General features: G+C 57.8%; 15 protein-coding genes. 8 read left to right on the forward strand and 7 right to left on the reverse strand.

Going from position 1 to position 23702, the window contains the following annotated elements; genetic code table 11:
• Positions 1–384: 384 nt before the first annotated feature.
• From PSR62_RS06920 to guaA, 5 genes are all read right to left on the reverse strand, one after another.
• Entirely contained in the window at positions 385–2877 is a 2493-nt protein-coding gene (locus PSR62_RS06920; RefSeq protein ID WP_274407070.1) for a glycogen/starch/alpha-glucan phosphorylase, read from the reverse strand.
• A gap of 528 nt (positions 2878–3405) precedes the next feature.
• The gene (locus tag PSR62_RS06925; RefSeq protein ID WP_274407071.1) at positions 3406–7611 is read right to left on the reverse strand and encodes a hypothetical protein; all 4206 of its coding nucleotides are present in this window, start codon (positions 7609–7611) and stop codon (positions 3406–3408) included.
• A 127-nt stretch (positions 7612–7738) separates the two neighbouring features.
• Positions 7739–8086, reverse strand: coding sequence for a hypothetical protein (locus PSR62_RS06930; protein ID WP_274407072.1), 348 nt, complete (start codon positions 8084–8086; stop codon positions 7739–7741).
• Positions 8087–8173: 87 nt separating this feature from the next.
• Entirely contained in the window at positions 8174–9853 is a 1680-nt protein-coding gene (ettA, locus tag PSR62_RS06935; RefSeq protein ID WP_274407073.1) for an energy-dependent translational throttle protein EttA, read from the reverse strand.
• A gap of 98 nt (positions 9854–9951) precedes the next feature.
• Positions 9952–11544 (reverse strand): glutamine-hydrolyzing GMP synthase, encoded by a 1593-nt coding sequence (guaA, locus tag PSR62_RS06940; RefSeq protein ID WP_274407074.1) that lies wholly within the window; start codon positions 11542–11544, stop codon positions 9952–9954.
• A 266-nt stretch (positions 11545–11810) separates the two neighbouring features.
• Between guaA and PSR62_RS06945 the strand changes: the two genes are divergently transcribed.
• The 6 genes from PSR62_RS06945 (at position 11811) to PSR62_RS06970 (ending at position 19323) form a co-directional block, all read left to right on the forward strand.
• Positions 11811–13859 carry a c-type cytochrome domain-containing protein gene (locus PSR62_RS06945; RefSeq protein ID WP_443217404.1) on the forward strand — a complete coding sequence of 683 codons (2049 nt, stop codon included), beginning with the start codon at positions 11811–11813 and terminating at the stop codon, positions 13857–13859.
• A gap of 18 nt (positions 13860–13877) precedes the next feature.
• Entirely contained in the window at positions 13878–14837 is a 960-nt protein-coding gene (gene trhO, locus PSR62_RS06950; RefSeq protein ID WP_274408179.1) for an oxygen-dependent tRNA uridine(34) hydroxylase TrhO, read from the forward strand.
• 134 nt (positions 14838–14971) lie between these two features.
• On the forward strand, positions 14972–15244 hold the full coding sequence (locus tag PSR62_RS06955) for a hypothetical protein (RefSeq protein ID WP_274407076.1): 273 nt from the start codon (positions 14972–14974) through the stop codon (positions 15242–15244).
• 80 nt (positions 15245–15324) lie between these two features.
• Complete coding sequence (locus PSR62_RS06960) at positions 15325–16554, forward strand: M20/M25/M40 family metallo-hydrolase (RefSeq protein ID WP_274407077.1); 1230 nt, start codon at positions 15325–15327, stop codon at positions 16552–16554.
• Between the two features lie 251 nt (positions 16555–16805).
• Entirely contained in the window at positions 16806–18224 is a 1419-nt protein-coding gene (locus PSR62_RS06965; RefSeq protein ID WP_274407078.1) for a PP2C family protein-serine/threonine phosphatase, read from the forward strand.
• A 19-nt stretch (positions 18225–18243) separates the two neighbouring features.
• On the forward strand, positions 18244–19323 hold the full coding sequence (locus PSR62_RS06970; RefSeq protein ID WP_274407079.1) for a succinylglutamate desuccinylase/aspartoacylase family protein: 1080 nt from the start codon (positions 18244–18246) through the stop codon (positions 19321–19323).
• A 153-nt stretch (positions 19324–19476) separates the two neighbouring features.
• On the opposite strand, the gene gatC is transcribed toward PSR62_RS06970, so the two are convergent.
• Positions 19477–19794: an Asp-tRNA(Asn)/Glu-tRNA(Gln) amidotransferase subunit GatC gene (gene gatC / locus PSR62_RS06975; RefSeq protein WP_274407080.1), complete on the reverse strand. Its 318-nt coding sequence runs from the start codon at positions 19792–19794 to the stop codon at positions 19477–19479.
• Positions 19794–20066, reverse strand: coding sequence for a 50S ribosomal protein L28 (rpmB, locus tag PSR62_RS06980; RefSeq protein ID WP_274407081.1), 273 nt, complete (start codon positions 20064–20066; stop codon positions 19794–19796). Before rpmB ends, gatC begins: the two co-directional genes overlap by 1 nt.
• 700 nt (positions 20067–20766) lie before the next feature.
• Here rpmB and PSR62_RS06985 point away from each other — a divergent pair.
• Positions 20767–21981, forward strand: coding sequence for a porin (locus PSR62_RS06985; RefSeq protein WP_274408180.1), 1215 nt, complete (start codon positions 20767–20769; stop codon positions 21979–21981).
• A gap of 354 nt (positions 21982–22335) precedes the next feature.
• The gene (locus PSR62_RS06990; RefSeq protein WP_274407082.1) at positions 22336–23679 is read left to right on the forward strand and encodes a porin; all 1344 of its coding nucleotides are present in this window, start codon (positions 22336–22338) and stop codon (positions 23677–23679) included.
• The last annotated feature ends 23 nt before the right edge of the window (positions 23680–23702 follow it).

Consider the following 23702-nt stretch of genomic DNA (forward strand, 5'->3'; position numbering starts at 1 on the left):
TGGGCCGCTTGTTTGTCTTGTTCAAACGTTGCGAAGCGGCCGCTGAAATCATTCTCAACAGCCTGAGAAGGCCACCGTGTACGCGATTGGGACTAGCCTGGGCTGTTCAAAAGTGGGTGTTGACACAGCGTTTTCGTGGACAGTTTCTTGGCTGTTACCTCTCCCCCGACGAAGTTGGGGGAGAGCGAGCGTTCAGCGAGATCCGGGTGAGGGGGCACGCGATGTGAAACGAGGCCCCAAAGCCGGTTTGCTGTGAATCGCCCCCTCACCCGAACAGGGCCTCCATCGGCCTGTTCGACCTCTCCCCCAGCAAAGCTGAGGGAGAGGTGACAAAAGTCGCACCGTGTTCGCGACCTGCAATCTCAAACATTTCGCAGTCCAGGGTTAGCTTAGCGGGCGCACGTCCCAAATGTCGTCCGCGTATTGCTGGATCGTCCGGTCACTGCTGAACCAACCGCTGCCGGCCGTGTTCAGGATACTCATCTGATTCCAGTGATCGACGTTCTGGTACGCCTTGCCCACTTCGGCTTGAGAGTCCAAGTAAGCTCGCAAGTCAGCGATCGTGACCCAAGGGTCTTGTGGGCTTCGCAAGCCGCTGGTCAACAGATCAAACAAACCTGGGTTGTCCGGGTTGAAGTGGCCGCTTTCCAGGAGGTTCATCACCCGGGCGATGTCGTCATCGGCAGCGATGATGTCGTTGGGGCGATAGTCCTTCTTCAGTTCGGTGACTTCGGGAGCATCCAAACCGAACAGGAAGAAGTTCTCCGCACCCGCGTTTTCGCGAATTTCGATGTTGGCACCGTCCAGCGTTCCGATTGTCAACGCACCATTCATCATGAATTTCATGTTGCCGGTGCCGGAGGCTTCTTTGCCCGCGGTTGAAATTTGCTCCGAAAGCTCGGTTGCCGGGCAGATCACTTCCATGGAAGAGACGCGGTAGTTCGGGAAGAAGACCACTTTCAACAAGTCGTTGGCGGCGGGGTGGTTGTTGACTTTCTTGGCAACGTCGTTGATCAGCTTCACGATCAGCTTGGCAACGTGATAACCCGGTGCCGCTTTGCCACCGATCAACACGCAACGTGGCACCATGCCGGCTGTTTCGCCACGCAAGATGCGATCGTACAGGTGCACGATGTGCAGGACGTTGAGCAGTTGACGTTTGTATTCGTGAATCCGTTTGACTTGAACGTCGAACATGAAGGACGTGTCAAAGCGAACCCCGGTTTCGGCAACCACCAAATCGGACAAGCGAGCCTTGTTTTGTTGCTTGACGTCGATCCACTTTTTGCGGAACTCGGCATCGGTAGCAAACGGAGCCAACTCTTTGATCTTGGTCAGGTCTTTTTGCCAACCTTCACCAATGGTTTCGTTGAGTAGATCCCGCAGGCCTGGGTTGCAGTGCGACAACCATCGACGCTGGGTCACGCCATTGGTTTTGTTGTTGAACTTGCGAGGCCACAATGTGTTGAAGTGTTTGAACAGTCCTGATTCCAGCAACTGCGTGTGCAGTCCGGCTACCCCGTTGACAGAGAAACTGCCGACGATGGCGAGGTAGGCCATGCGGATGTGCGGGTTGTCACCTTCTTCGATCAGCGACATTTCGCGACGCATGGCGACATCGCCCGGCCATTGTTGGTCGACCAATTTCAGGAAGCGAGCGTTGATCTCGTAGATGATGTCGAGCAGACGTGGCAGCAGGCGACTGAACAGTGCCACCGACCATCGTTCCAAGGCTTCGGGAAGCAGCGTGTGGTTGGTGTACGCCATGCAACGTGCGACCACGTCCCAGGCGTCGTCCCATTCCAAGCCATGTTCGTCCATCAGCAACCGCATCAGCTCGGGGACGGCACAGGCGGGGTGAGTGTCATTGAGTTGGAAGCAGTTTTTGCGTCCAAAATCGCTGAAGTCTTCGCCGTGCTGTTCGACCCAACGGGCGATCACGTCTTGCAGCGAAGCCGAGACGAGGAAGTACTGCTGTTTCAGACGCAGTTCCTTGCCGTTTTCGCTGGCGTCATTGGGATACAACACCATCGAGATTTGTTCGGCATCATTCTTTGCCGCGACGGCTTCGGGGTACGAGCCCGCGTTGAATTCGCTGAGGTTGAAGACGTCGGTCGTCGACGCTTTCCACAGTCGCAGGGTGTTGACGGTGTCGTTGCGATAGCCTGGGACAGGCATGTCGAAAGGGACGGCCAAGACATCGTGAGAATCGACCAAACGAGGACGCAGGGTTCCGTGTTCGTCGTAGTAGTTTTCGGTGCGACCGTAGAAACGAACTCGCCGAGTATCTTCGGGGCGTTTGATTTCCCAAGGGTTGCCGTCTCGCAGCCAACGATCGGGGTCTTCGACTTGGCGTCCATCTTCGATGTGTTGATGGAACATGCCGTATTCGTAGCGGATGCCGTAACCGACCACGGGCAGTTGCAGGTTGGCACAGCTGTCCAGGAAGCAAGCGGCCAGACGACCGAGGCCACCATTGCCCAAGCCGGCGTCGAGTTCTTTGTCGGCGACTTCTTCCATTCCGACGCTGTAAGCTCGCAGGGCTTTGCGAACGTCTTCGTCCAGGTCGAGGTTTTCAACTGCGTTGGTGAGTGAGCGGCCGATCAAGAATTCCAGCGACAGGTAATAAACCTTGCGGTCCTCACTCAGGCAAGTTTTCTTCCATGTTTCCAGCCAGATCGGTACCAGACGATCTCGGACGGTGATCGCCAGTGCCTGGTACAGGTACTCGCTGTTTTGTTTGTCAGTGGAGTCGCCCGTGAAATCGTGTCCTAGCGTGATCGTCAAGTGACGGGCTAGTTCCGATGAAAGCTCAAGACATGGAAACGAGGTGTCGCTCGGAGAAGCATTCGGCGAAGCGGAAAGCGTATTGGACATCGATTTTCAACGTTTCAAGGATGAGACTAGAAGACCGCGGGAGTATATCGGTGCGATAAAGCAGAGCCAATCTTGATCGGCACCCCGTCCGCTTCACTTGAGTGCCCCCTCTGACCCGTTGCGGAAAGGCGAGATAGGAAAGATGGGAGGTTTTCGTCGGGGTAGAGGGGCAGATCACTCCCCTGTTTTCTCTCAATGTCTTTGCTGTGAGCCGCTGACTTGGAGGTCTTGGGGCGTGTTTTCGGGTGAACCGTGAAGCAAAACTTTTTCGACTTTTTGAGATTCCTCCGAGGTGCCCGTCACTTTGAAGCGGTTTCGAAACCCCTGGGTGATTTCAACCGGAAGCGGACCGGCAGGCGCTTTCCGCTGGCGCACCGGGCAGTGGCGCACTGGGAAGTGACTTCCCGAAAAATGGCGTCCAGGGAAGTGACGCACTGAGTGACTGGGGGCGTTCGATCGGCGGAGGCGATGTCTGGGGCAATCCGCTGGGGTCGATTGCTGGCCGAATTGCCTGAGCCAGCCGCTGGGTCAGGGCTTTCGGCGACGGATGTGAGGCAATCGTCGGCCTTGCGTTTGGGCGGTCGCGAGTTGCGTTTGCAGTTCGTCCAGCGAGAGCGGGCTGACCGGGATCGTCATCAGTTCCTGCGGGTCGATTTCGCTGATCAGATTTCGCTTGCCGATCTTTTCCACTTCGTCTTCCAGAGCGCTCAGCCATGGCGGAAGGTCCAGGCCGACGCCGACGGGAGTCCGTGAAAGTTCATTGGCTTCCGCTTCGAGTTGTTCAAATGCGGCGCTGTGGCGGTCCGCTTCGGCATCGCTCATGGCGGGTTCGACCAGCGATCGCATGCGGTCGATGGTCATCGGTTGAACAAAGCGTTCTTCGATGCGGTCGGCGATGGTGGGCATTCGCATGGAATGTCGCCGTTGCAATTCTCGAAGCTTTTGGACATACAGTTCGGCTTCGGCGGCGATGCGTTCGTTCAGGCTTTCGCGCCAACCCAGTGACGCTTGGTCGAGTCCCATTCGGACCAGGACTTCGTGGGTCCACATGATCGGTTTCAGGTTCCAGGCGACGCGTTCGTAACGGGTTCGAAGTCGCAAGAAGTCCAGGAACGTGTAGATCAGTTCGCCGCGATCGCTTTGGGTCGTTGTGCTGTTGTAGTCTTGGTATTCAGCGTGGTGATCGAGCAGCGATTCGAACACCAGCGTGATCCAGCGAGAGGCTTCGTTGATCTTGATCTTGCCGAGTTCGAGATCGCGGAAGAGCTGCGTGTCTTCCAGCAAGTCGTCTCCATCGGTCATGGCTCGTTCCAACCAGGACGAGACATCTTGGTGCAGCACCGCGCGGACGTTGCTGAGTTGCAGAAAACCTTGGGTGAAGATTGGATCGCCGTAACGCTGGATGAACTCAACCAAGCGTTCCCATTTGGCCGGGTCGCTGACAGCTTCGAGTGGTGACAAGCGAAGCGTTTGGCTGTGGGCCAGCCAGCTGCCCAGCATCGTTTCGGTCAATCGTTCCAGCAGGGGAATCAAGCGATCAGCGATCGCATCTTGGTCGGTGACACTGAGTTCACGCGAGGCGGATGAAGATTCGGTGGGGGCAGGGGAGGGCGGTTCGCCAGCGGTGGCGTGCAGCACGGCTTCGGCGATGGAGCAGACCAGTGATCGGTAGCCAGCGCGGTACAGGCCATCGAATTCCGTCACGGCCCCGGCACCGATTGGATGCCGTTGTTCCATCTGGCGAGCGGTTTCGATCAGGCGACAGGTTTCAGCGAACAGGCCACGTCTGGGGAGCCAGTGCAGCAGGTGCCTGAGCACACGTTCTCGCAGTCGGGTGACATAGATTTTGACCGGGTCGCCGCCGCGGGACAGCGGAATGTACAGCAGGCTGCGGTGGAGGATTGCTTCGATGAAGACAGGGAAACGCTCGCGTGCTCGTTCCGAATCGCCCGCGATCAGTGCCGAGAACAGCTCAATGGCACCTGCGTCATCTTCGGCAAACTCTTCTCCGACGTCCTCGGGAAGTTTGCCTTGAAGGGCCCCCAGAGCACTGGCGATCAAGCGTCTGGCATCGGCCATTTCCACCGCGGTGGTGATGACCCGTTCCATGAGGCTGTCGCGGAGAACGCGGCGACGATCATAGATCCGCATCGAATCTTTGTCGGTGCCGGCGGGCTTGATCTTGTAAGCACGAACATCGCTCAGCAGTTCGAGCAGGCCGATGCGGTTGGCAACCGCGCGACGCGCCCATGCTGACAACGCTTCGATCTGTTGTTGGCGACGAACGGGATCCGAGGAGTCCGCTGGTTTGACTTGGATTCCCGCTTCGGTCGCAGAGTGGATCTCGGTCAGAGCGACGTCCGCACCGACAGCCCACATGCGAGCGAGCGACTGCAGGAAATCCAACCGGCTGGCCAGGCGTTTCACTTCGGATTCCAGTTCATCGACACTGCTGCTGTCGCTGCTGGTGTCAAAGATCGAGCCTTCGTTGCCATCATCGGTGGTGTCGCGATAGCTGACATTTTCGTACGCCGCATCGAACAGTCCGGACTCTTCGTCGTCCTCCGACAAATCAGAGGGGTCGTCATTGGCATTCGCCAATTCTTGTTCCCAGTTGTCACGGCGTCGATCGCGAGGTTCTTCGTCACCGACTTCAAAGCAGGGTGCTGACCAAAAGGATTCCGCGTTGGCTTCGAGGTAGTCAAAGAATTTGTTGACTCGCGGCCATAGCTCGTGCGGGGTCTCGCGCATGTGATCGCGGAGTTGCAGCAGCCAGCGCTCGGCCAGTCGAGGCAGCGAGTTGGCGCCGCTGCGAAGTCCGACCCGGTCGGCTTGGCAAAGCCAGTGGATCAACAGGGCTTGAGCGGGAATGAAATCCTTGCGTTCCAGCAGAGCCGAGATCACCAGCATGTAGGCTCGTGGTGAATCGAACAGGTCGGCGTGAGGAGCCCAGAATGCGATGTCGCCTCGTTGGGCGCCGCCACGGTGCCACAAACGCAGGGCTTGGGCGACCAGGCGAGCCGATTCGTACGACTCCCAGGGATCGGTTGCTTCGACGGACTCGACCGTGTGCGCGGCGAAGGTTCGCCACCACTGGGCGACTTCGCGGTACTGACGGTCCATTCGTTCGTAGGCGACTTCGTCATCGCGTGCGGCCGCTTCGCTCCAAACACGAGCGATGTAACCAAACAGGTTTTCGATGATGTACAGCAACTCATCGAGTCGACTGTCGTGGATTGAGTTTTCAATCCCGGGGTACAAGCTGAAGTTGCCGGTGAATCCCAGGATGTCCCAGGGGTCCATCAGAGCGCCGCATTCGATCGCGCGGCGGATCAGATCAAAGGTTTGTTCGGGGACTTCCACCGCATCGGGGAAGTGATCGGTCCGCAGGGCTCGCAGTCCCAGTGTCATCCCGCAATCGATGCGGCACATCAAACGAGCGGAGGTGGCGGGGACCACGTCGGCTTGCTTGGTCGCGGAATCGGGGTATCCCAAGCGGGCGTAGATGCGAGCCAGTTGGACGTGTTGCAACTGGATGGCGCGACGACGTGCCAGAGCCGCATTCAAATTTTGGCGAGCGGCACCGAACGCTTGATGGCGGGTTTTGACTTCGTCGAGCAAGCGTTGGCCGTGTGAGCCACCAATCCTCGAGATTCGCCAGTTGTAGAACTCGTCGCGGAAATTGGCGATCGGCACCATCAGTGATCGAAGGGTCACATCGCTGCTGTAACAACCCGGTCCCCAACCGGAAATGCCGGATGCCATCAGCATCGTTCCGGCCAGCACCGAGGCGGCTTCTTCGAGCAGTTCATCGCGAGGCAAGTCGGGCGTTTCGTTGACTCGTGCGAGGAGCGAATCGAGGGTCACGCTTCGAAGGATGAAGCGATCGTAACGTCCATCGGAATCGATCGCGTGTTCGTCCCATCCGCCGAAGTGATAATTGGGCCGACGATTGACGGGGTGATCGAAATCATAGGCCCGCGGGTCCAGGCAGAGCTCTCGCAGTTGCTGGGGATCCATTGCGGCGGCACGCAGGATGTCCTCGGGGGCTTCGTTGATCGCGAGCACCGCTCGTTCGATCAATTCGCGGTAAGGGCCGGCGGTGATGCCAGCTCCCTGGATCATCTGCGGGATCGGGCGAACGAACTCGTGGGCGTAGGGTTGGCAGGCACGGTTTTCCAGCACAGCGACCGGGCGGTAGCCAACGTAATCATTGAGCGTGCTGATGATTTGTCCCAGCCGCTCGGATTCATCTTGGACGCTGCCGATGGTTTCGTCTTCGCGAATCTGTTGCACCATGACTTCGGCGCAGCGACCCAGGAAGAAACCGTTGAAGATCAGTTCGGGCGGTTGGTGAAACAGCAGGTCACGGTGAAAGTCCAGGTAGGCGGGCAGCAGTCCGGACCAGAGCAAATTGGTCAGGCCGAGAACGCGATCGACGTTGGAGAACGCGGGCGAGCTGGCTTTCAACGACAGAGCGGTTTCTTCCAGCCAATCTCGGATGGTCAAGAAGGGCGGTGGTCCGTTCAGAACGTCCCCACCGGAAGCTTCGTCGTGAACTTGGTTCCAAGCCAAGAAGGCCGCGGTGGGAGCGGGGCCGGACGAGAAGTTCAGGTATCCAACGAGAGCCTGGAGTGCTTTTTGAACATCCTGCGAGGGCGGCGACCAGGCTGCGGCGGCCAATTGATGGTCGGGCAGGTTGCCATTGGGTTCGCGGGACGGTGAGGCAGGCATCAAGGGAACCGAAGGAAGTTGGAAGGCGGGATGCTTGGCGGGGGCGACATCATTGTGGAGGACGTGCCTGTTGTGTCGAGGGGCACGGGAAAACGCTTGGTTTTCCCGGCCGCTCTCCGGGGTGCATTCAGCTCTTCTTCTTGGTCTTCTTGACTGATTTCTTCGTCGATTTTTTGACGGACTTTTTAGCGGGCTTTTTGACCGATTTCTTGGCGGCCTTCTGGACTGATTTCTTGACCGACTTTTTGGTGGCGGCCTTGGCTTTGACTGCCTTTTTGACGCTCTTTTTAGCCGCTTTCTTGACGGACTTTTTAGCGGCCTTTTTCTTCGACAGAGCAGGCTGAGTCCGGGCTTTTTTCGTTGCCTTTTTGGTCGCTTTCTTCGCGGTTTTTTTCGAGGCGGAGGATCCGCCACCGAAAGCGGCTGCATAGCCGTCGGCGTACTTTTCGTTGGTGCCTGTGCGCAGAATCGTCATGAATTTGAAAAGGTGGAAAGGAAACAGATGGGTGAATGAAGAGAGTGCCTCCGCGAGTGTCGCGGAGGCTGCGATCGCGGAGCTGGATCAGCCCGCGTGAATGCTTTTGTATCGGGATTTGGGCGAGTCGTCGTCGGCGTCTTCGCCCATGCGTTCACGACGATTGCGTTCGTAGGTGTCGAAGTTGCCTTCGCACCAAACCACTTTTCCGTCGCCTTCAAACGCAAGGATATGGGTTGCAAGGCGATCGAGGAACCAGCGGTCGTGCGACGTCACGACAACGCAGCCCGCAAAGTTCGCGATCGCTTCTTCGAGGGCACGCAGGGTGTCCACGTCGAGGTCGTTCGTTGGTTCGTCGAGCAGCAAGACGTTGCAGCCTTTGCGAAGCAGCGATGCCAAGTGAACTCGGTTGCGTTCTCCACCGGAGAGCACACCGACTTTCTTTTCCTGGTCGGGGCCTTTGAAGTTGAATCGCGAAACGTAGGTGCGAGCGTGCATGACGCGGCCACCCATTTCAAACGAATCGTGACCGCCACTGATCTCTTGGAAGATCGTTTTGTTGGGATCCAGTTTGTCGCGAGATTGATCGACGTAACCGAGGTCGACGGTTTCACCGATTTTGATTTCGCCGCCATCGACGGGTTCACTTCCGGTCAGCATCTTGAACAGCGTGGTCTTGCCCACCCCGTTGGGGCCGATGATGCCGACGATCCCGCCGGGTGGCAAGCGAAAGTTCATGTCCGTCATCAAGGTCTTGTCGCCAAACGCTTTGTTGACGTGGTGAGCTTCGATGACCAGCGAGCCGAGGTGTTTGCCCGAAGGGATTTGGATTTCCAAGTCGTCGGGACGATCTTCGAACTGTTCGGCGGACATTTGCTCGTACGATTTGATCCGCGCCTTGGACTTGGCTTGGCGAGCCTTGGGGCTCATCCGGATCCATTCCAGTTCGCGAGCCAAGTTCTTCTCGCGAGCCTTTTGTTGACGCTCTTCCAGGGCCATTCGTTTGGCGCGGTTTTCCAACCATGCGCTGTAGTTGCCTTCGAATGGCATGCCGCGACCGCGGTCCACTTCGAGGATCCACTGCGCGACGTTGTCCAGGAAGTAACGATCGTGGGTGACGGCCACGACGGTGCCTTGGTAGTTGGCCAAGTGTTGTTCCAACCACGAAACGGATTCGGCATCGAGGTGGTTGGTGGGTTCGTCGAGCAGCAGCAAGTCGGGTTGGCGAATGAGCAACTGGCAGAGTGCGACGCGGCGTTTTTCACCACCGGACAGGTTGGTGATCTCGGCGTCTTTGGGGGGCAGGTTCATCACCGCCATCGACATTTCGACGAAGCGATCAAGTTCCCACAGGTTGTTGGCGTCGATGATGTCTTGCAACGTCGCCATTTCGTCGCAGAGTTTTTGCATCTCGTCGTCGTCGGTGACTTCGCCGAGCAGACCGCTGATCTCGTTGTAGCGATCGACGATGGCCTGGCGTTCAGCGACGGCTTCCTGAACGTTTTCAAAAACCGTCTTGGTCGGGTCCAGGGGTGGCTCTTGTTCGAGGTAGCCGACCGTGAATCCTTTGCCCAAGCGCGCGGTGCCTTCGAACTCGGTGTCCATGCCTGCCATGATTTTCAGCAGGGTGGATTTACCGGCACCGTTGGGGCCGAGCACACCGATTTTGGCGCCAGGGTAAAAGGCGAGGTTGACGTTCTCGAGGATCTTCCGTTGACCGTGTTTCTTGGTCAGGTCGGTGATTTGGTAAATGAATTGACCGGCCATGTTTTCGCTTGGAGGGCTGAAGGTGGAGGCGGAGAATACGGTTGCAGTTGTTTCAATTGCAAAGTGACAGAATTAGTGGTGGGATGCCGTGGCGTGCATCACTCCCATTCGATCGTCGCGGGCGGTTTGCTGCTGATGTCGTAACAAACTCGGTTGACGCCTTTGACTTCGTTGATGATTCGGGTGCTGATGCGAGCCAGCAGTTCGTACGGCAGGTGACTCCAGTCCGCGGTCATGAAGTCGTCTGTGTTGACGCAGCGAACCGCGACGGCGTTGTCGTAGGTGCGGGCATCGCCCATCACACCGACGCTTTGGACCGGCAGCAAAACGGCGAACGCTTGGCTGGTTTCTCGGTACAGTCCCGCGTTTTCGATTTCTTCGACCACGATCGCGTCGGCTTCTCGTAGCACGACCAGTTTGTCTCGGGTGATCTCACCCAAGCAACGCACGGCCAATCCGGGACCGGGGAAGGGGTGACGCCAAACGAGTTGTTCGGGCAGTCCCAGTTCCAAACCGAGTCGACGCACTTCGTCTTTGAATAAGTCTCGCAGAGGTTCGATCAATTCAAACCCCAATTCTTCAGGAAGTCCGCCGACATTGTGGTGCAACTTGATGGTGGCGGCGGGGCCGTCCTTGTCCGCTCCGCTTTCGATCACGTCGGGGTACAGCGTGCCCTGTGCCAGGAAGTGGGCGCCGTCGATTTTGGCGGCTTCGTCTTTGAAGCATTCGATGAAGGCGTGGCCGATGCGGCGACGTTTCTCTTGTGGTTCATCAATGCCCGCCAAATCGTTCAAGAATCGATCTTCGGCTTCGACGATGTGCAGGTCGGTCTTGAAGTGGTTGCTGAACTCTTCCAGCACGATCTGTTGTTCGTTCTTACGCAGCAGTCCGTTGTCGACCAGGATGCAGGAGAGTTGAGGCCCGATGGCTTTGTAGAGCAACGCGGCGACGACCGAGGAGTCCACTCCACCGGACAGCCCGCAGATGACTCGTTTGTCGCCGACCTGTTTGCGAATCGATTCAATCGCGGCATTCGCAAAGTCACCCAGTTTCCAACTGCCATCGCAGCCGCAGACATCGATGACAAAGTTGCGAAGGATTTGGCCGCCGTGTGGTGTGTGGGTGACTTCGGGGTGGAACTGCATTCCGAACACTGGACGCTCGTTGTGGCGAATCGCGGCGTAGGGGCAGGTCGATGTCTTGGCCATCGCGGTGAACTGATCGGCGATCTGTGACACCTGGTCACCGTGGCTCATCCAGACCTGTTCGGACTCTTGCATGCCCCGGAAGATCGAATCGCGATCGACGAAGTCGCACATCGCTCGGCCGTATTCGCGGCTGGGTGTGTTGTCGACTTTGCCGCCCAGGGCTTGGCAGGCCAATTGCATTCCGTAGCAAATGCCGAGGACGGGGATCCCCAGATCGAACAGCCCTTCGTCGCACTTTGGGGCGCCCTCTTCGTAAACGCTGCTGGGGCCGCCCGAGAGGATGATGCCTTTGGGAGCCAGTTCCGCGATTCGTTCAGCGGAGATGTCGTGGCGAACAATTTGGCAATAGACGTTTTGTTCGCGAACGCGGCGGGCGATCAGTTGCGCGTATTGCGAACCAAAATCGAGTACCAGGATGCGTTGCTCGGTGAGCCAAGTCGTTTCAGCGATGGCGGGCGAGGTGGTGTTCGCAGAAGAGGTCATCGTGTTCTTGCCGGAAATTGCGGGAAAGGCCAATGCGGCAGTGTAAAAGAGCAAGGGGGAAACGGGGAAGGGCCAAGCGAGGCAGGCGGCGTGTTCGAACGCGAAGATTGGGGCAGGGCAGGGCGGGGGAGGCCCCACTGGGGAAAACTGTGTGCCGGCGGAGCGACTGGGAAGGCGAACGGGACGCCATGGGATGAGTGAGTCTTTTTCGGGAAGAACTGCGTTTGTGGTCTATGATGGAGTGATTGGCAAATACTCGAACAATGATGTTGGTGACGATGATTCAGCTCGTTTCGAAAGAGATTCAGATCGTTTCGAATGGGAACGTTGGCCGTTCGGCTCTTCGCGTTTTCGCCGCGGCGACGTTGATCGCCGGGACGCTGCTGGCGACGTTTTCCGGCCGGGGGTCGACGGCGGACGCTCAAGAAACCAATTCGCGAGCGGGCGCCAAACCGCTCGATGCGCGATCGCGAACAATTGTTCAGTCGGTCGAATTGCAGGTGAAGCGTGCCGGGGCCGCGTACTCCAAGGGCGACTACGACACCTCGGGGGAGGCTCTGCGAAAGGCGATCGGGCAAATCGATGTGGCGGGCAACGCGGCGTCGCCCGCGCTGCACGATGCGTTGCTGCCGACAATGCGCCGAATCATCAACGCTCGGGCGATGCTGGAACTGGAAGGCGTGACGCTGCCACCGTTTCGAATCCCTGCTCCTCCCACAGCGACGGCGGATCCGATGGCCGAAACGCCTGGATCGGATGCCTCGAGTGAGTTAGCAACGGATGGCGTCAGTTTCGTGTCGGACGTCGCGCCGATCTTGGTCGGCAAGTGCGGCGGCTGTCACATTCGCGGCAACAAGGGCGGGTTCACGTTGCAGACCTTTGCCAAGTTGATGGAAGGCCCCTCTGAAGGTGTGGTGGTTTTCCCCGGTGATGTGATTGCCAGTCGCTTGATTGAAACCATCGAAACGGGGGACATGCCTCGTGGCGGCGGAAAAGTCAGCCAGGAACAGTTGGACACGCTGAAGCAATGGGTGATCCAGGGGGCCAAGTTTGACGGTCCGGATCCCACCGCGATGCTCACCAGTTTGAAGGGGGAAGGATCGGCTGCTGCCTCACTCGTCCCACCGGAACCCGCTCAGCCGACGATGGTTGGCAAGCCAACCGGCAACGAATCCGTCTCGTTTTCAAAGGATGTGGCGCCGCTGTTGGTTGAGAATTGCACCGGGTGTCACTTGGATGCGATGCAGACCCGTGGTGGTTTGCGAATGGACACGTTGGCTCAGATGCTTCGCGGTGGCGACAGTGGTTCGGTGATGCAGCCCGGCGACGGCGAGGCCAGTTTGTTGGTTCAAAAGCTCCGCGGCAGTGCTGGCGATCGCATGCCCGCCGGCGGTCGCCCGCCACTTTCGGACAGTGACATCCAGTTGATTTCGACTTGGATCAGCGAAGGTGCCAAGGTGGATGAGGCTTTGGTGCAAACCCCGATGAAGGTGGTCACGGCTCAGGCTTGGTTGTCCGCGGCGGCTTCCCCTGAGGTCAGTGCGCGTCGGGCCGAGATCGCGGAATCCGATTTCCGGTTGGCCGGTGCCGACATGAGCAGGTTGCAGAAACAGGTCACCGACCACTTTGCCGTTTGGGGCGATGTTTCGCCAGCAACGCTGGAGGCGGTGGCGGAGTCCGCAGAGGCCGCGTTGGTGCAGGCTCAGAAGTTTTTGCCCCCCGCCGATGGGACATCCGAGGACTTTTTCCATGGCAAGGCGTCGATCTACGTGTTGGCCAAGCGATATGACTACAGCGAGTTTGCCAAGATGGTCGAGGGCCGAAGCGTGCCGGCTCAGTGGCAATCGCACTGGAAATACGACGGAATCCGGGCCTACGTCGCGGTCGTGGCATCGGAGCGTGCGACCGAAGAAGAAATCGCCCAGCGGATGCTGGCGACAATCGCCAGTCTCGCCGTGGTCAGTCGCGGGGAGGCGGTGCCGCGATGGTTTGCCCAAGGTTTGGGGACCGCGATTTCCGGCGGCGAGACCAAACGGGATCGAAATGAGAATCTGCGGCGGCAGGCGGAGTTGGTCACCGCGGTGGGGAGTTTGAAGTCGGGGAAAGACTTTTTAAACGGCAAGTTGCCACCCGAGCGAGCGGACCGGATGGCAGTTGCGATTGCCGAGTCCTTGTTGTCTCGGCAAAATCGGAGAGGGTTGGATGCCGTGCTGCGAAATCTGCAATCGGGCCAACCGTTTTCGCAAGCGTTTCAGACGGGCATGAACACGACACCGATTGCTTATGTGGACGCTTGGCTGCAATGGGTTCAATGAATGGGTAAGTTTTCGGCCATGACCGAATCAAACGTTTCCTCTGCTCTCTCTGATTCCGCTGACCAAGCTGGTGCGGCCGATTTGCCGGTGGCCGTTGCGGCTTTGTACTGCTTCACGCCATTGCCGCAGTTTGAATCGCTGCGAGAACCGTTACGCCGGCGCATGTCTGGCGATGGCATTCGCGGTTCGTTGTTGTTGGCGGGGGAAGGGATCAATGGGACTCTCGCCGGCCCGCGAGAGTTGATGGAACCGTTCATCGATTGGCTGCGGTCCATGGAACTGGACGACCAGGCGACGCCTTTGCGTGGGATGGACGTCAAATGGTCGTACTGCGAGCAGGTTCCGTTTCGAAAAACCAAGGTCCGGTTGAAACGCGAGATCGTGACGATGGGGGTGGAGGGCATCAATCCACTGCGATCCGTCGGCACCTACGTCGAACCGCAGGATTGGAACGCGTTGGTGGACGATCCCGAGGTCACCCTGATCGACACGCGAAACGACTACGAGATCGAAATTGGGACCTTTCAAGGGGCCGTCAATCCTGGCACGGATTCCTTTCGAGAGTTTCCCCAGTTTGTGGAACAGAACTTGGATCCGGAAAAACACCCCAAAGTGGCGATGTTTTGCACGGGGGGGATCCGGTGCGAGAAGTCGACCGCCTATTTGAAGGAACGCGGGTTTGAAGAGGTTTATCACCTGCGTGGCGGGATTTTGAATTATTTGGAGAAGATGCCCGAGGAAGAATCTCGTTGGCAGGGCGAATGTTTTGTGTTCGACAATCGCGTGGCGGTCGATCACCAATTGCGGGCCGGGGCTTACGAATTGTGCCATGGCTGTGGTTGGCCCCTGACCGCCGAAATGAAGCAGCATCCCGACTATGAGCGTGGGGTCGCTTGTTCGCGTTGTGCGGCGGAGGTGACCGAAGACCAGCGAAAACGTCGGCGGATGCGACAACAACAGCTCGACCAGGGCGTATAATCAGGCGGCTGATTCGGCTCCACGCTCCAGGCGTTGTTTGTTTTGCTGGTCGGTCGACCGATGGGGCTGGTTCGGTGGCGGTTGCCGCCTGTGGATTGGCTCTTCTTTTTTCTCTTGCATCTTGTGAGTTCATTTTGTCGCGTTCACTGATTGGCTCGATTGCCGCCTTGGTTTTTGCCGTTCCTGTTTCGGCGCATCCCGGTCATGGCAGCACGGAAGGTGTGGCTCACTACGCCACCGAACCGGCGCATGTCGTTCCGATGTTGGCTTCGTTCGCTGCCAGTGGTTTGCTGTTGGCTGTCGGGTGGTTTGCTGTGAGCCGACTGAATCAGTCGCAGTCGAGCGCCGCCGCCCAGCCAATTCGCGTGGACGATGACACGACTCGCCGTGCCCGTCGCACGCGATGAGTCTCCTGTCACGCGGGGGGTGAGTACGCCCAACGCTCTGGCAATGAACCAATCTCACGCAAGGAATGCGGGCTTTTGCAATGAATACGAAACGAACGGATGCCTCCCAGTGGGCGGCCATGGATGAATCAGCTGCCCTGGATCGCTATCTCGAACTGACGCGAATTCCTGGCAAGAGCGGTGATGAAGCCGCGGTTTCCAGTTCAATCCAAGCAATGTTGTTGCAGGCAGGAGTGGATCCGGCCTGGATTCAATCCGACGATGCCGGCACCAAGACGCGTTTGAGTGGCAACGCGGGGAATCTCATCGTGTCGTTGCCGGGCGATGAATCGCTGCCTCGAACTTTGCTGTCCGCTCACATGGACACGGTTCCGATCTGTGTTGGATCCAATCCCGTGGTTCGCGACGACGAAGAGTTAGGCCGGATTGTGGTCTCGGATGGTCCGACGGGCCTGGGGGCCGATGACCGGAGTGGTTGCGCGGTGATCCTCAGTGCCATCTTCGAACGCTTGGCTCGCCAGGCCAAACAGCCGGATCTGCGGTTGGCTCCGGCCGTGATTCTGTTCCTGATCCAGGAAGAAGTTGGGTTGGAGGGGGCTCGTCACCTGGAAGTGTCCAAGGTGGGGCGGGTCGACCGGGCGTTCAATTTCGATGGTGGCGGGCTCGACAAAATTCGTCATGGGGCGATTGGTGGCGAGCGAGTGCAGATAACGGTTCGAGGGCATGCGGCTCACGCCGGCGTGGCACCTGAGAAGGGGGTGAGTGCGATCGTGATTGCCTCCGAAGCGATCAGCAGTCTGCATCGCAATGGATGGCTAGGGTTGGTCGAGAAAGATGGCCGCCGAGGGACCGCCAACGTGGGCGTTTTTGAAGGCGGAGACGCCACCAACGTGATCACTCCGGAGGTTCAGTTGCGAGCCGAGGCTCGGAGTCACGATTCGGAGTTTCGAGCTGAAATCGTCTCGCAAATGAAAGCGGCGTTCGAAAAGGCGGCTCAATCAGTGACAGATGTTCAGGGGCGGGCGGGCAGCGTGGAATTCAGCAGTCGCGTGGATTACGAGGCGTTTCGATTGGCGGAAGATCATCCGTCGGTGTTGGCAGCGACTCAGTTGATCTCGCAATTGGGGCGTTCGCCGGAGTGCGAGGTTGCCAACGGCGGCTTGGATGCCAACTGGCTGATGTTGCATGGGATCGAAGCCGTCACGCTCGGTTGCGGTCAGGCGTCCATTCATACCGTTGACGAGTATCTGCTGGTCGACGAGTACTTGGCCGCCTGCCGATTGGCGGCGGAACTGATCGCTCCAGTTTGAGCTGATTTCTCGGGTTGAGCAGCCCGTTTGGAGGACTGGCGGGGGTGGTGTTGTCCACGCCTCGCGGTCTTCTGTGACGAAGGTCGCTAAAATCGTGGCCCAAGAGCGTTCAATACACTAGGTTCACGGCGCGCGGGGACTTACAATTTGCCAAGCAGTCTCTGTGAGGCCGTGCAAGTTAGTCGGTTGTATGTGTTCTCGGTCACAAGTTCTCGGTCACAAATCGTTTGTCAGGTTCATGGCACCCCGGAGTGAAGTTCGCTGAGCAAACCCATGTGGGGATGCGGCGTGCGAACAATCAAGATTCATTGGCGATTTTAATCGCCGAGTCCGCGGAACGTCTGAACAAACGGGGACACTTGTTTGTGGTCGCGGACGGGATGGGTGCCCACGCGGCGGGTGAGTTGGCGTCGAAAATTGCCAGCGATCGCATTTCGATGCACTACTACCAATCGCGGGAAGAAGCCCCCGAGCACGCCATTTCTGAGGCAGTGCATCTGGCCAATGCCGCCATTTATGAGCGTGGTCAAAGCAACCCCGAGTTCCTCAACATGGGGACGACCGCCAGTTCACTGGTTTTGGTCAATGGCGAGGCCTACGTGGCTCATGTTGGCGATTCGCGTGTCTATCGGTTGCGGCGTGGGGTGTTGGAGCAGTTGACGTTTGATCACTCGTTGGTTTGGGAGATGCAAGCCAGCGGCAAAGTTCACAGTGACAGTGTCTTCAGCAAATCCATTCCCAAGAACGTGATCACTCGATCGTTGGGGCCCTCTCCAGAAGTCTTGGTGGACTTGGAAGGCCCGTTTGATCTCGAAGTGGGGGACCGTTTTCTCGTCTGCAGTGATGGGCTGACTGGGCAGATCGAAGACGACGAGCTCGCTGTTCTGCTTGATTCGTTGGAAGTCGACAAAGCCGCTCAGGTGATGATTGACTTGGCCAACCTGCGGGGAGGTCCCGACAACATCACGGTGATCGTGGTTGAGGTCGACGATGAGCATCTGACTCAGAATGACGGGTCGCAGAAAAAGCGTCGCTCGATGGGCGCGGACGAGGTTTCCTCGCGTGCTTTGATCGGAACCACCGCGTTTTGTTGGACGGGGGCGGTCGGGTTTGGGTTGGCATCGGCCTTGGTGAGTCCTCGGTTTGTGGGCTCAGCGATTGTCGCGTTCATCCTGGGAGCCATTTCCGCAGCGGTATGGGGCAGTGGTGTTTTCAAACCCAACGAGCGCCGGCGTCCGTTGAAAACGCGGCGGGTGCGAGGTCAGGAGGCCGGGTCAGGCTCTTCACCGGTTTCGAGCGTGCCTGGCAATCAGGCGGCAGGGCAGGGGGCGATCGACACGGACTGGAGTACGGGAGCACCGCTGGATATCGGCAGTGGTGAGACCGCCCTGGGGACCGGCCCTTATCGCCGGTACAGGGCGGATTCGCACGAAGCCTTCCTTCTTCGCATGGATGACGTGATCACCCAGTTGCGGCAAACGTCAGAAGAGCGAAACTGGATGTTGGACTGGCAAAATGTTGACCAGTTGTTGCAGCAAGCTCGCCAGGCCACGAAGGAAGAGGCTTGGGGGACCGCCGTGTCGTCGTATTGCGATGCGACTTTGGCAGCGATGGAGCAGTTGCGAAAACATCAAGATGATTCGGCGAGCGATACGGTCGTCGATCTTTAAGTGAGTGAAATCAGGGATCATGGATAGCCCCAAGCATGTTGGCAATTGGTCAGGGAAGGAAGTTCCTGCCGGGGAACAGCGGAGCATTCACCTGGCAGTCAGTGAGTCGTACTCCGGGATCTCATTGCGGATTCCAATCTTTGTTCAGCGGGCGGTGAATCCGGGCCCGGTCGTGTTTGTGACTGCGGCGCTGCACGGGGACGAGTTGAATGGGACGGGGGCAGTTCGCCAACTGATCCAGGATGAGAATCTGGAGCTCAAAGCTGGGGCCCTGATTCTGGTTCCAGTCTTGAATTTGCTCGCTTTTGAGCGGCACTCACGGTATTTGCCCGACCGTCGCGATTTGAATCGCTGTTTTCCTGGTTCCTTCTCGGGGTCATTGGCGGGTCGCGTGGCGAGAACGATCTTTGATGAGATCGTGGGCCGTTCCGATTACGGGATCGATTTGCACACCGCTTCGGTTCGCCGGACGAATTACCCCAACGTTCGTGGTGATCTGAGTGATCCCAAGGTCAGTATGCTGGCGGAATCCTTCGGCACGGACGTGATCATGAATGGTCCGGGGCCCGCGGGGGCGCTGCGTCGCGAGGCCTGCTTGGCGGGCTGTCCAACAATCGTGATGGAGGGCGGCGAAGTCTGGAAGGCAGAGCCTCGGATCGTGGAGATTGCCGTTCGTGGCGTCCGAAACGTGCTCGCGAAGTTGGAAATGATCGATGGTGAGGCGGAGGTTCCCGAGGCTCGGTTCCATGTTGAAACGGCCAAGTGGGTCCGGGCGGAGAAGGGTGGCTTCCTTCAATTTCACGTCGGTCCCGGGGATTTCGTTGAAAAGGGGCAACCGCTGGCGACCAACACAACGTTGTTGGGGTTCGAACGCAGTGTCTTGATTTCGCCGTTTGACAGCGTCGTCATTGGCATGACAACGTTGCCTGCCGTTTCGCCTGGCGAGCCCGTTTTTCACTTGGGGCGTTTGCCAGCGGGGGTCAAACCCAAGACCGTGGATCGTCAGCGAGTGTCCGACGATGGGCTGGAATCACGCGTGGTCGAAGATTTGGCCAGCAATCTGGTGGTTGTCGATCGGCCAGAGGAAGAGGCCTCGTGAGAGTGCGGCGTGGGTGTGGTCAGGTCCAGCGGGCCTGACCTGGCCGGGGCAGGTTGATTGATCGGGCACCGCGGCCGGTAGGTTGGGGCGGCGCAGCAAAAACGGTTCGCGAATTCATTCCAACGGAATTTTCGCGAACTGCTTGGGCCGGAGTCATTTCTTGGAAGAAGTGTTTCCCAGGACGGGAGGTACCAAGAACGTGCCATCTTGGGAGGCGGGCGCGGTTCGCGTCGCCACCTCGGCTGACAGGCTTTGGTCTGGCGTGTCGTCCCGAAATCGGTTTTCGACATCCAGCGCACTGGTCATCGGCTCGACACCTGAGGTGTCGAGTTCAGACAATTGTTCCACGAAACCGAGGATGTCCGCGATTTGCGGACCGAAATCGGTTTGCTCTTGTTCCGTTAGCTGAAGGCGAGCCAGTCGAGCCAATTTTTGGATATCGACTGACGCACCGTTGCCAGAACCGGACATCAGGACTTTTTACCGCCGCTGACGTCAAACGGTTTTGTTTTCACGGTTTTGCGTACGACACCGCTGCGAATGCACTGAGTGCAAATCCGCAGTGATTTGTTGGTGCCGTTGGGCAAGGTCACGTGAACTTTTTGCAAGTTGGGGACAAATTTACGGCGTGTGCAACCAGTGATTTTGGTACCGACTCCGCCCAGGTACTTCGCTTTACCCCGGGTTTCAATACGGTTGCCCATTTGGACTTTCTTGCCGCACGCTTCGCATTGTCGTGCCATCTGATTCTCCGCCACCGCTTGCGGTGATTGTCATGTGTGTGGTTTTAAACGCTCAAAATCCCTGATTCCAGGGAGAAGCCCCGCAGGATAGCGGGTGGAACGTTTTATTGAAAGCAGGATTTTCACATCTACCGAGCGTCTTCGGTCCTGAATCATCACATTTTACCTAAATGGCATCAGGGGAACGACCGGCAGATGAGGAGTAACAGGTGCGTTGCGCACCCCGGCGGCGGTTTCTGAGTGGATTTGAGGACGGGTTGGGGACGGACTCGGCAAATGCACCGATGAATTCCTCCGACGACATGATGGATTGCTTTCAACTCACTCGAAAACTTTCGAGGTGATTGATTCGAATTTCGAAACGATTGCTTGGGAATTTCGATGTGCCTTCGGCGGCAGGCAGCGTGTGCGTTGAAAAAGCGATGGACTGCGTTTGTTTCATCGTTCAAGAGCGAGAGAACGGCCCTCCCCAAATGTGGGGGCACAGCTTCTGGTTCTGACGGCATCCATTTTGAATCTTGGTGACACGAAACGGCCCAATTGGATTGGGACTTCAACGGAGAAAGCAATGAAGCTTAGTAAACTAGCTCTGATCGCAGCGGTTGCATGCGGCGTTAACGCCACAAATCTGACCAGCGCTTCAGCAAACGATATTGGATTGGTCTCTTGCACCTCGTCGCTTTGCGATTGTGGTGAGCCCGTGTGTGGTTGCGAGCCTGTTGGCGGATGCAACAACGAAGCGACTTGCGGTTGCGAAACTGTCGGTTGCTTGGGCGACTGCGGCTGCAACACAGGTTGCGACAGCGGCTGCGATTCGCTCTGCGGCGGTGGCCTTGGTAGCTGCTTGCCCGGACTGGGCGACTGCTGCTTGGACGACCCTTACACGCTGTTCGGCGATGTCTGCGGCATCGAAGTGGGCGGATGGGCGTCGATCGGCTACCACACAAAGGCGTTGCCTTTGTTCAACAGCCGTCCCGACAACGTTCAGCTGCACCAAGCATGGTTGTACGCTGAAAAAGCCATCGACACTTCGTGTGGCTTCGACATCGGTGGACGGATCGATTACGTCTACGGTACCGACGGACCCGACACGCAAGCGTTCGGAATCGACAACGGTCACTGGGACAATCAGTGGGACAACGGTGGAGACTACGGTCACGCCATTCCTCAGCTGTACACCGAAATGGGCTACGGCGACCTGTCGGTCAAAGTTGGTAAATTCTTCACGACGATTGGTTACGAAGTTGTTGCCGCTCCTGACAACTTCTTCTACAGCCACGCTTACACGATGTACAACAGCGAGCCTTTCACCCACACCGGTGCATTGGCAACGTACAACGTGTCTGACGACCTGAGCGTGTTCGGTGGATACACCGTGGGTTGGGACAGTGGTTTCGAGGACAACGGCGACAACTACCTCGGTGGTTTCTCGGCCGGTGTGACCGACGACCTCACGTTGACCTACTCCACCACCATTGGTCGATTCAACGAGCGTCAAGGCGTGGCGGGTGGTGCCGAACGAGGATACATGCACTCGATCGTTGCTGATTACGCTGTCAGCAACAACTTGCAGTACATCTTCCAGTCGGACGTGCTGGACAGTGAAGATGCTGTTGGTGCAACCGTTCGTGACACGTTCGGCATCAACCAGTACTTGATCTACAACATCAATGACTGCTTGTCCTTGGGTGGCCGCTTCGAGTGGTACCAAAGCGAAGGTGTGTTCAACGATGGTGCCAACGTCGACAGCGACGTGTACGCTCTGACGACTGGTATCAACTACCGTCCTCACTCGAACGTCTTGATTCGTCCCGAAGTTCGTTGGGACTGGGTCGATGGCGACTACACCGGGATCTTGGAAAACAATGACGACGATCAAACCACCTTCGGTTTCGATACGATCTTCATGTTCTAAGCTGCCCCGAACGACGATTTCGTGAGACCCAAGAGGCCGGTTCACCGCAGAAATGCGATGGGCCGGCTTTTTTTCGTTTCCGCTCAAGATTTCAGCGGTCCCGGTCGAAGGCTGGAAACTCGCCGGACCAACCGCCTAACCCGCAAAGTTTAACGCTGGTCCGGATTTTCCGGTGTTTTGGGCTGGGGTTTCTATGGCGTTGGTCTCAATTGCATCGCGCCGCGGGGACGATACCTCCCAACAAGGAATCGCCTCTACTTGGCGGTCGACACGGTTGACTGGTTTGCTGCCATGGAAGGCGGCAGTCACTGTGGACGCGGCGAATCCATTTGAAATCGATCAGGGACGAGCAAGATGAAATCGAAACGAGCTGCTTTGTGGTTGGCCCTCGGTGGCTTGGTTGGATTGGGAAGCCTCAATGGCGTTTCTGCCGCCGACCGATTCGTGGCCGACGCAAGTTACCAAGGCGGAATGCCCACCAGCCAGACGGAAGTTCTCCCGGTGGGACACTTTGACGCCAGCTGTGATGAATCGTGCGACACGTTTCCTGCAATGGAATGTGGCTGCGGTGAGTTGGCCTGCGACGGTGGTTGCGGCGACATGAGCTGTGGCGACATGGGAGGCGGCCTGTTCGATGACGGCGGATGCGGGTTGCTGGAATGCAACCTCGGCGATCCGTTCACACTCTTCGGTGAAGCCTGTGGCTACTCCGTCGGTGGTTGGGTTCAAATGGGGTACCACGACAAAGCATTGCCTTTGTTCAACAATCGCCCCGACGAATACAACCTGCACCAAGCCTGGTTCTACGCCGAGAAGGCCATCGACACGTCGAATGGTTTCGACTTCGGTGGACGCATCGATTACGTCTACGGCATCGATGCTCAAGACACCCAGGCGTTTGGCATCGACAACGGCCACTGGGACACCGGTTGGGATCACGGGCAGTACGGCAGTGCACTGCCACAGGTCTACGGTGAAGTTGGCTACGGCGACCTGTCGGTGAAATTCGGACACTTCTTCACGATCATTGGTTACGAAGTCGTTGCCGCTCCTGACAACTTTTTCTACAGCCATGCGTACACGATGGTGAACAGCGAGCCCTTCACCCACACCGGTGCTTTGGCGACCTACAACGCTGGCGATGACCTGACCTTGTATGGTGGCTACACCATGGGTTGGGACAGCGGATTCGAAGACAACGGCGACTCGTTCTTGGGCGGTGCTTCGCTGGCCATGAGTGACGATGTCACCGTCACCTACGCAACCGTTGTGGGGCGTTTCGGTGACCAGCCCGGTGGGACCACTTCGCAAGGCTACATGCACTCGATCGTCACCGACATCTCGCTGACCGATCAATTGCAATACGTTTTGCAGTCGGACTACATGGACGCCGAAGACGGCAACGGTGGGAACTTCAAAGAGACCTACGGCCTGAACAACTACCTGATCTACACGGTCAGCGATTGCTTGGCCTTGGGCAGTCGTTTCGAGTGGTACGACGCGGACGCAGGTGTCTACAACGGCAATGTCGATGTCTACGCCATGACCTTGGGTGCCAACGTCAAACCGCACGCCAATGTCTTGATCCGCCCCGAAGTTCGCTGGGATTGGGTCGACGGGGACAATGTGACGGGCATCTTGGAAAACGACCAAGACGACCAGACCACCTTTGGCATCGACACGATCTTCTTGTTCTAAGAACAGATGATCCGGAAGCAGCA

This window comes from Rhodopirellula sp. P2 (assembly GCF_028768465.1).
Taxonomy (GTDB): Bacteria; Planctomycetota; Planctomycetia; order Pirellulales; family Pirellulaceae; genus Rhodopirellula.

What these genes read in the sequence shown, in the direction of transcription:
- gatC (WP_274407080.1), bottom strand. Translation starts at nt 19,794, where the DNA reads ATGTCCGGTTCTGGCAACGGTGCGTCAGTCGATATCCAAAAATTGGCT.
- rpmB (WP_274407081.1), bottom strand. Translation starts at nt 20,066, where the DNA reads ATGGCACGACAATGCGAAGCGTGCGGCAAGAAAGTCCAAATGGGCAAC.
- PSR62_RS06945 (WP_443217404.1), top strand. Translation starts at nt 11,811, where the DNA reads ATGTTGGTGACGATGATTCAGCTCGTTTCGAAAGAGATTCAGATCGTT.
- trhO (WP_274408179.1), top strand. Translation starts at nt 13,878, where the DNA reads ATGACCGAATCAAACGTTTCCTCTGCTCTCTCTGATTCCGCTGACCAA.
- PSR62_RS06930 (WP_274407072.1), bottom strand. Translation starts at nt 8,086, where the DNA reads ATGACGATTCTGCGCACAGGCACCAACGAAAAGTACGCCGACGGCTAT.
- PSR62_RS06960 (WP_274407077.1), top strand. Translation starts at nt 15,325, where the DNA reads ATGAATACGAAACGAACGGATGCCTCCCAGTGGGCGGCCATGGATGAA.
- PSR62_RS06920 (WP_274407070.1), bottom strand. Translation starts at nt 2,877, where the DNA reads ATGTCCAATACGCTTTCCGCTTCGCCGAATGCTTCTCCGAGCGACACC.
- PSR62_RS06970 (WP_274407079.1), top strand. Translation starts at nt 18,244, where the DNA reads ATGGATAGCCCCAAGCATGTTGGCAATTGGTCAGGGAAGGAAGTTCCT.
- ettA (WP_274407073.1), bottom strand. Translation starts at nt 9,853, where the DNA reads ATGGCCGGTCAATTCATTTACCAAATCACCGACCTGACCAAGAAACAC.
- PSR62_RS06925 (WP_274407071.1), bottom strand. Translation starts at nt 7,611, where the DNA reads ATGCCTGCCTCACCGTCCCGCGAACCCAATGGCAACCTGCCCGACCAT.
- PSR62_RS06990 (WP_274407082.1), top strand. Translation starts at nt 22,336, where the DNA reads ATGAAATCGAAACGAGCTGCTTTGTGGTTGGCCCTCGGTGGCTTGGTT.
- guaA (WP_274407074.1), bottom strand. Translation starts at nt 11,544, where the DNA reads ATGACCTCTTCTGCGAACACCACCTCGCCCGCCATCGCTGAAACGACT.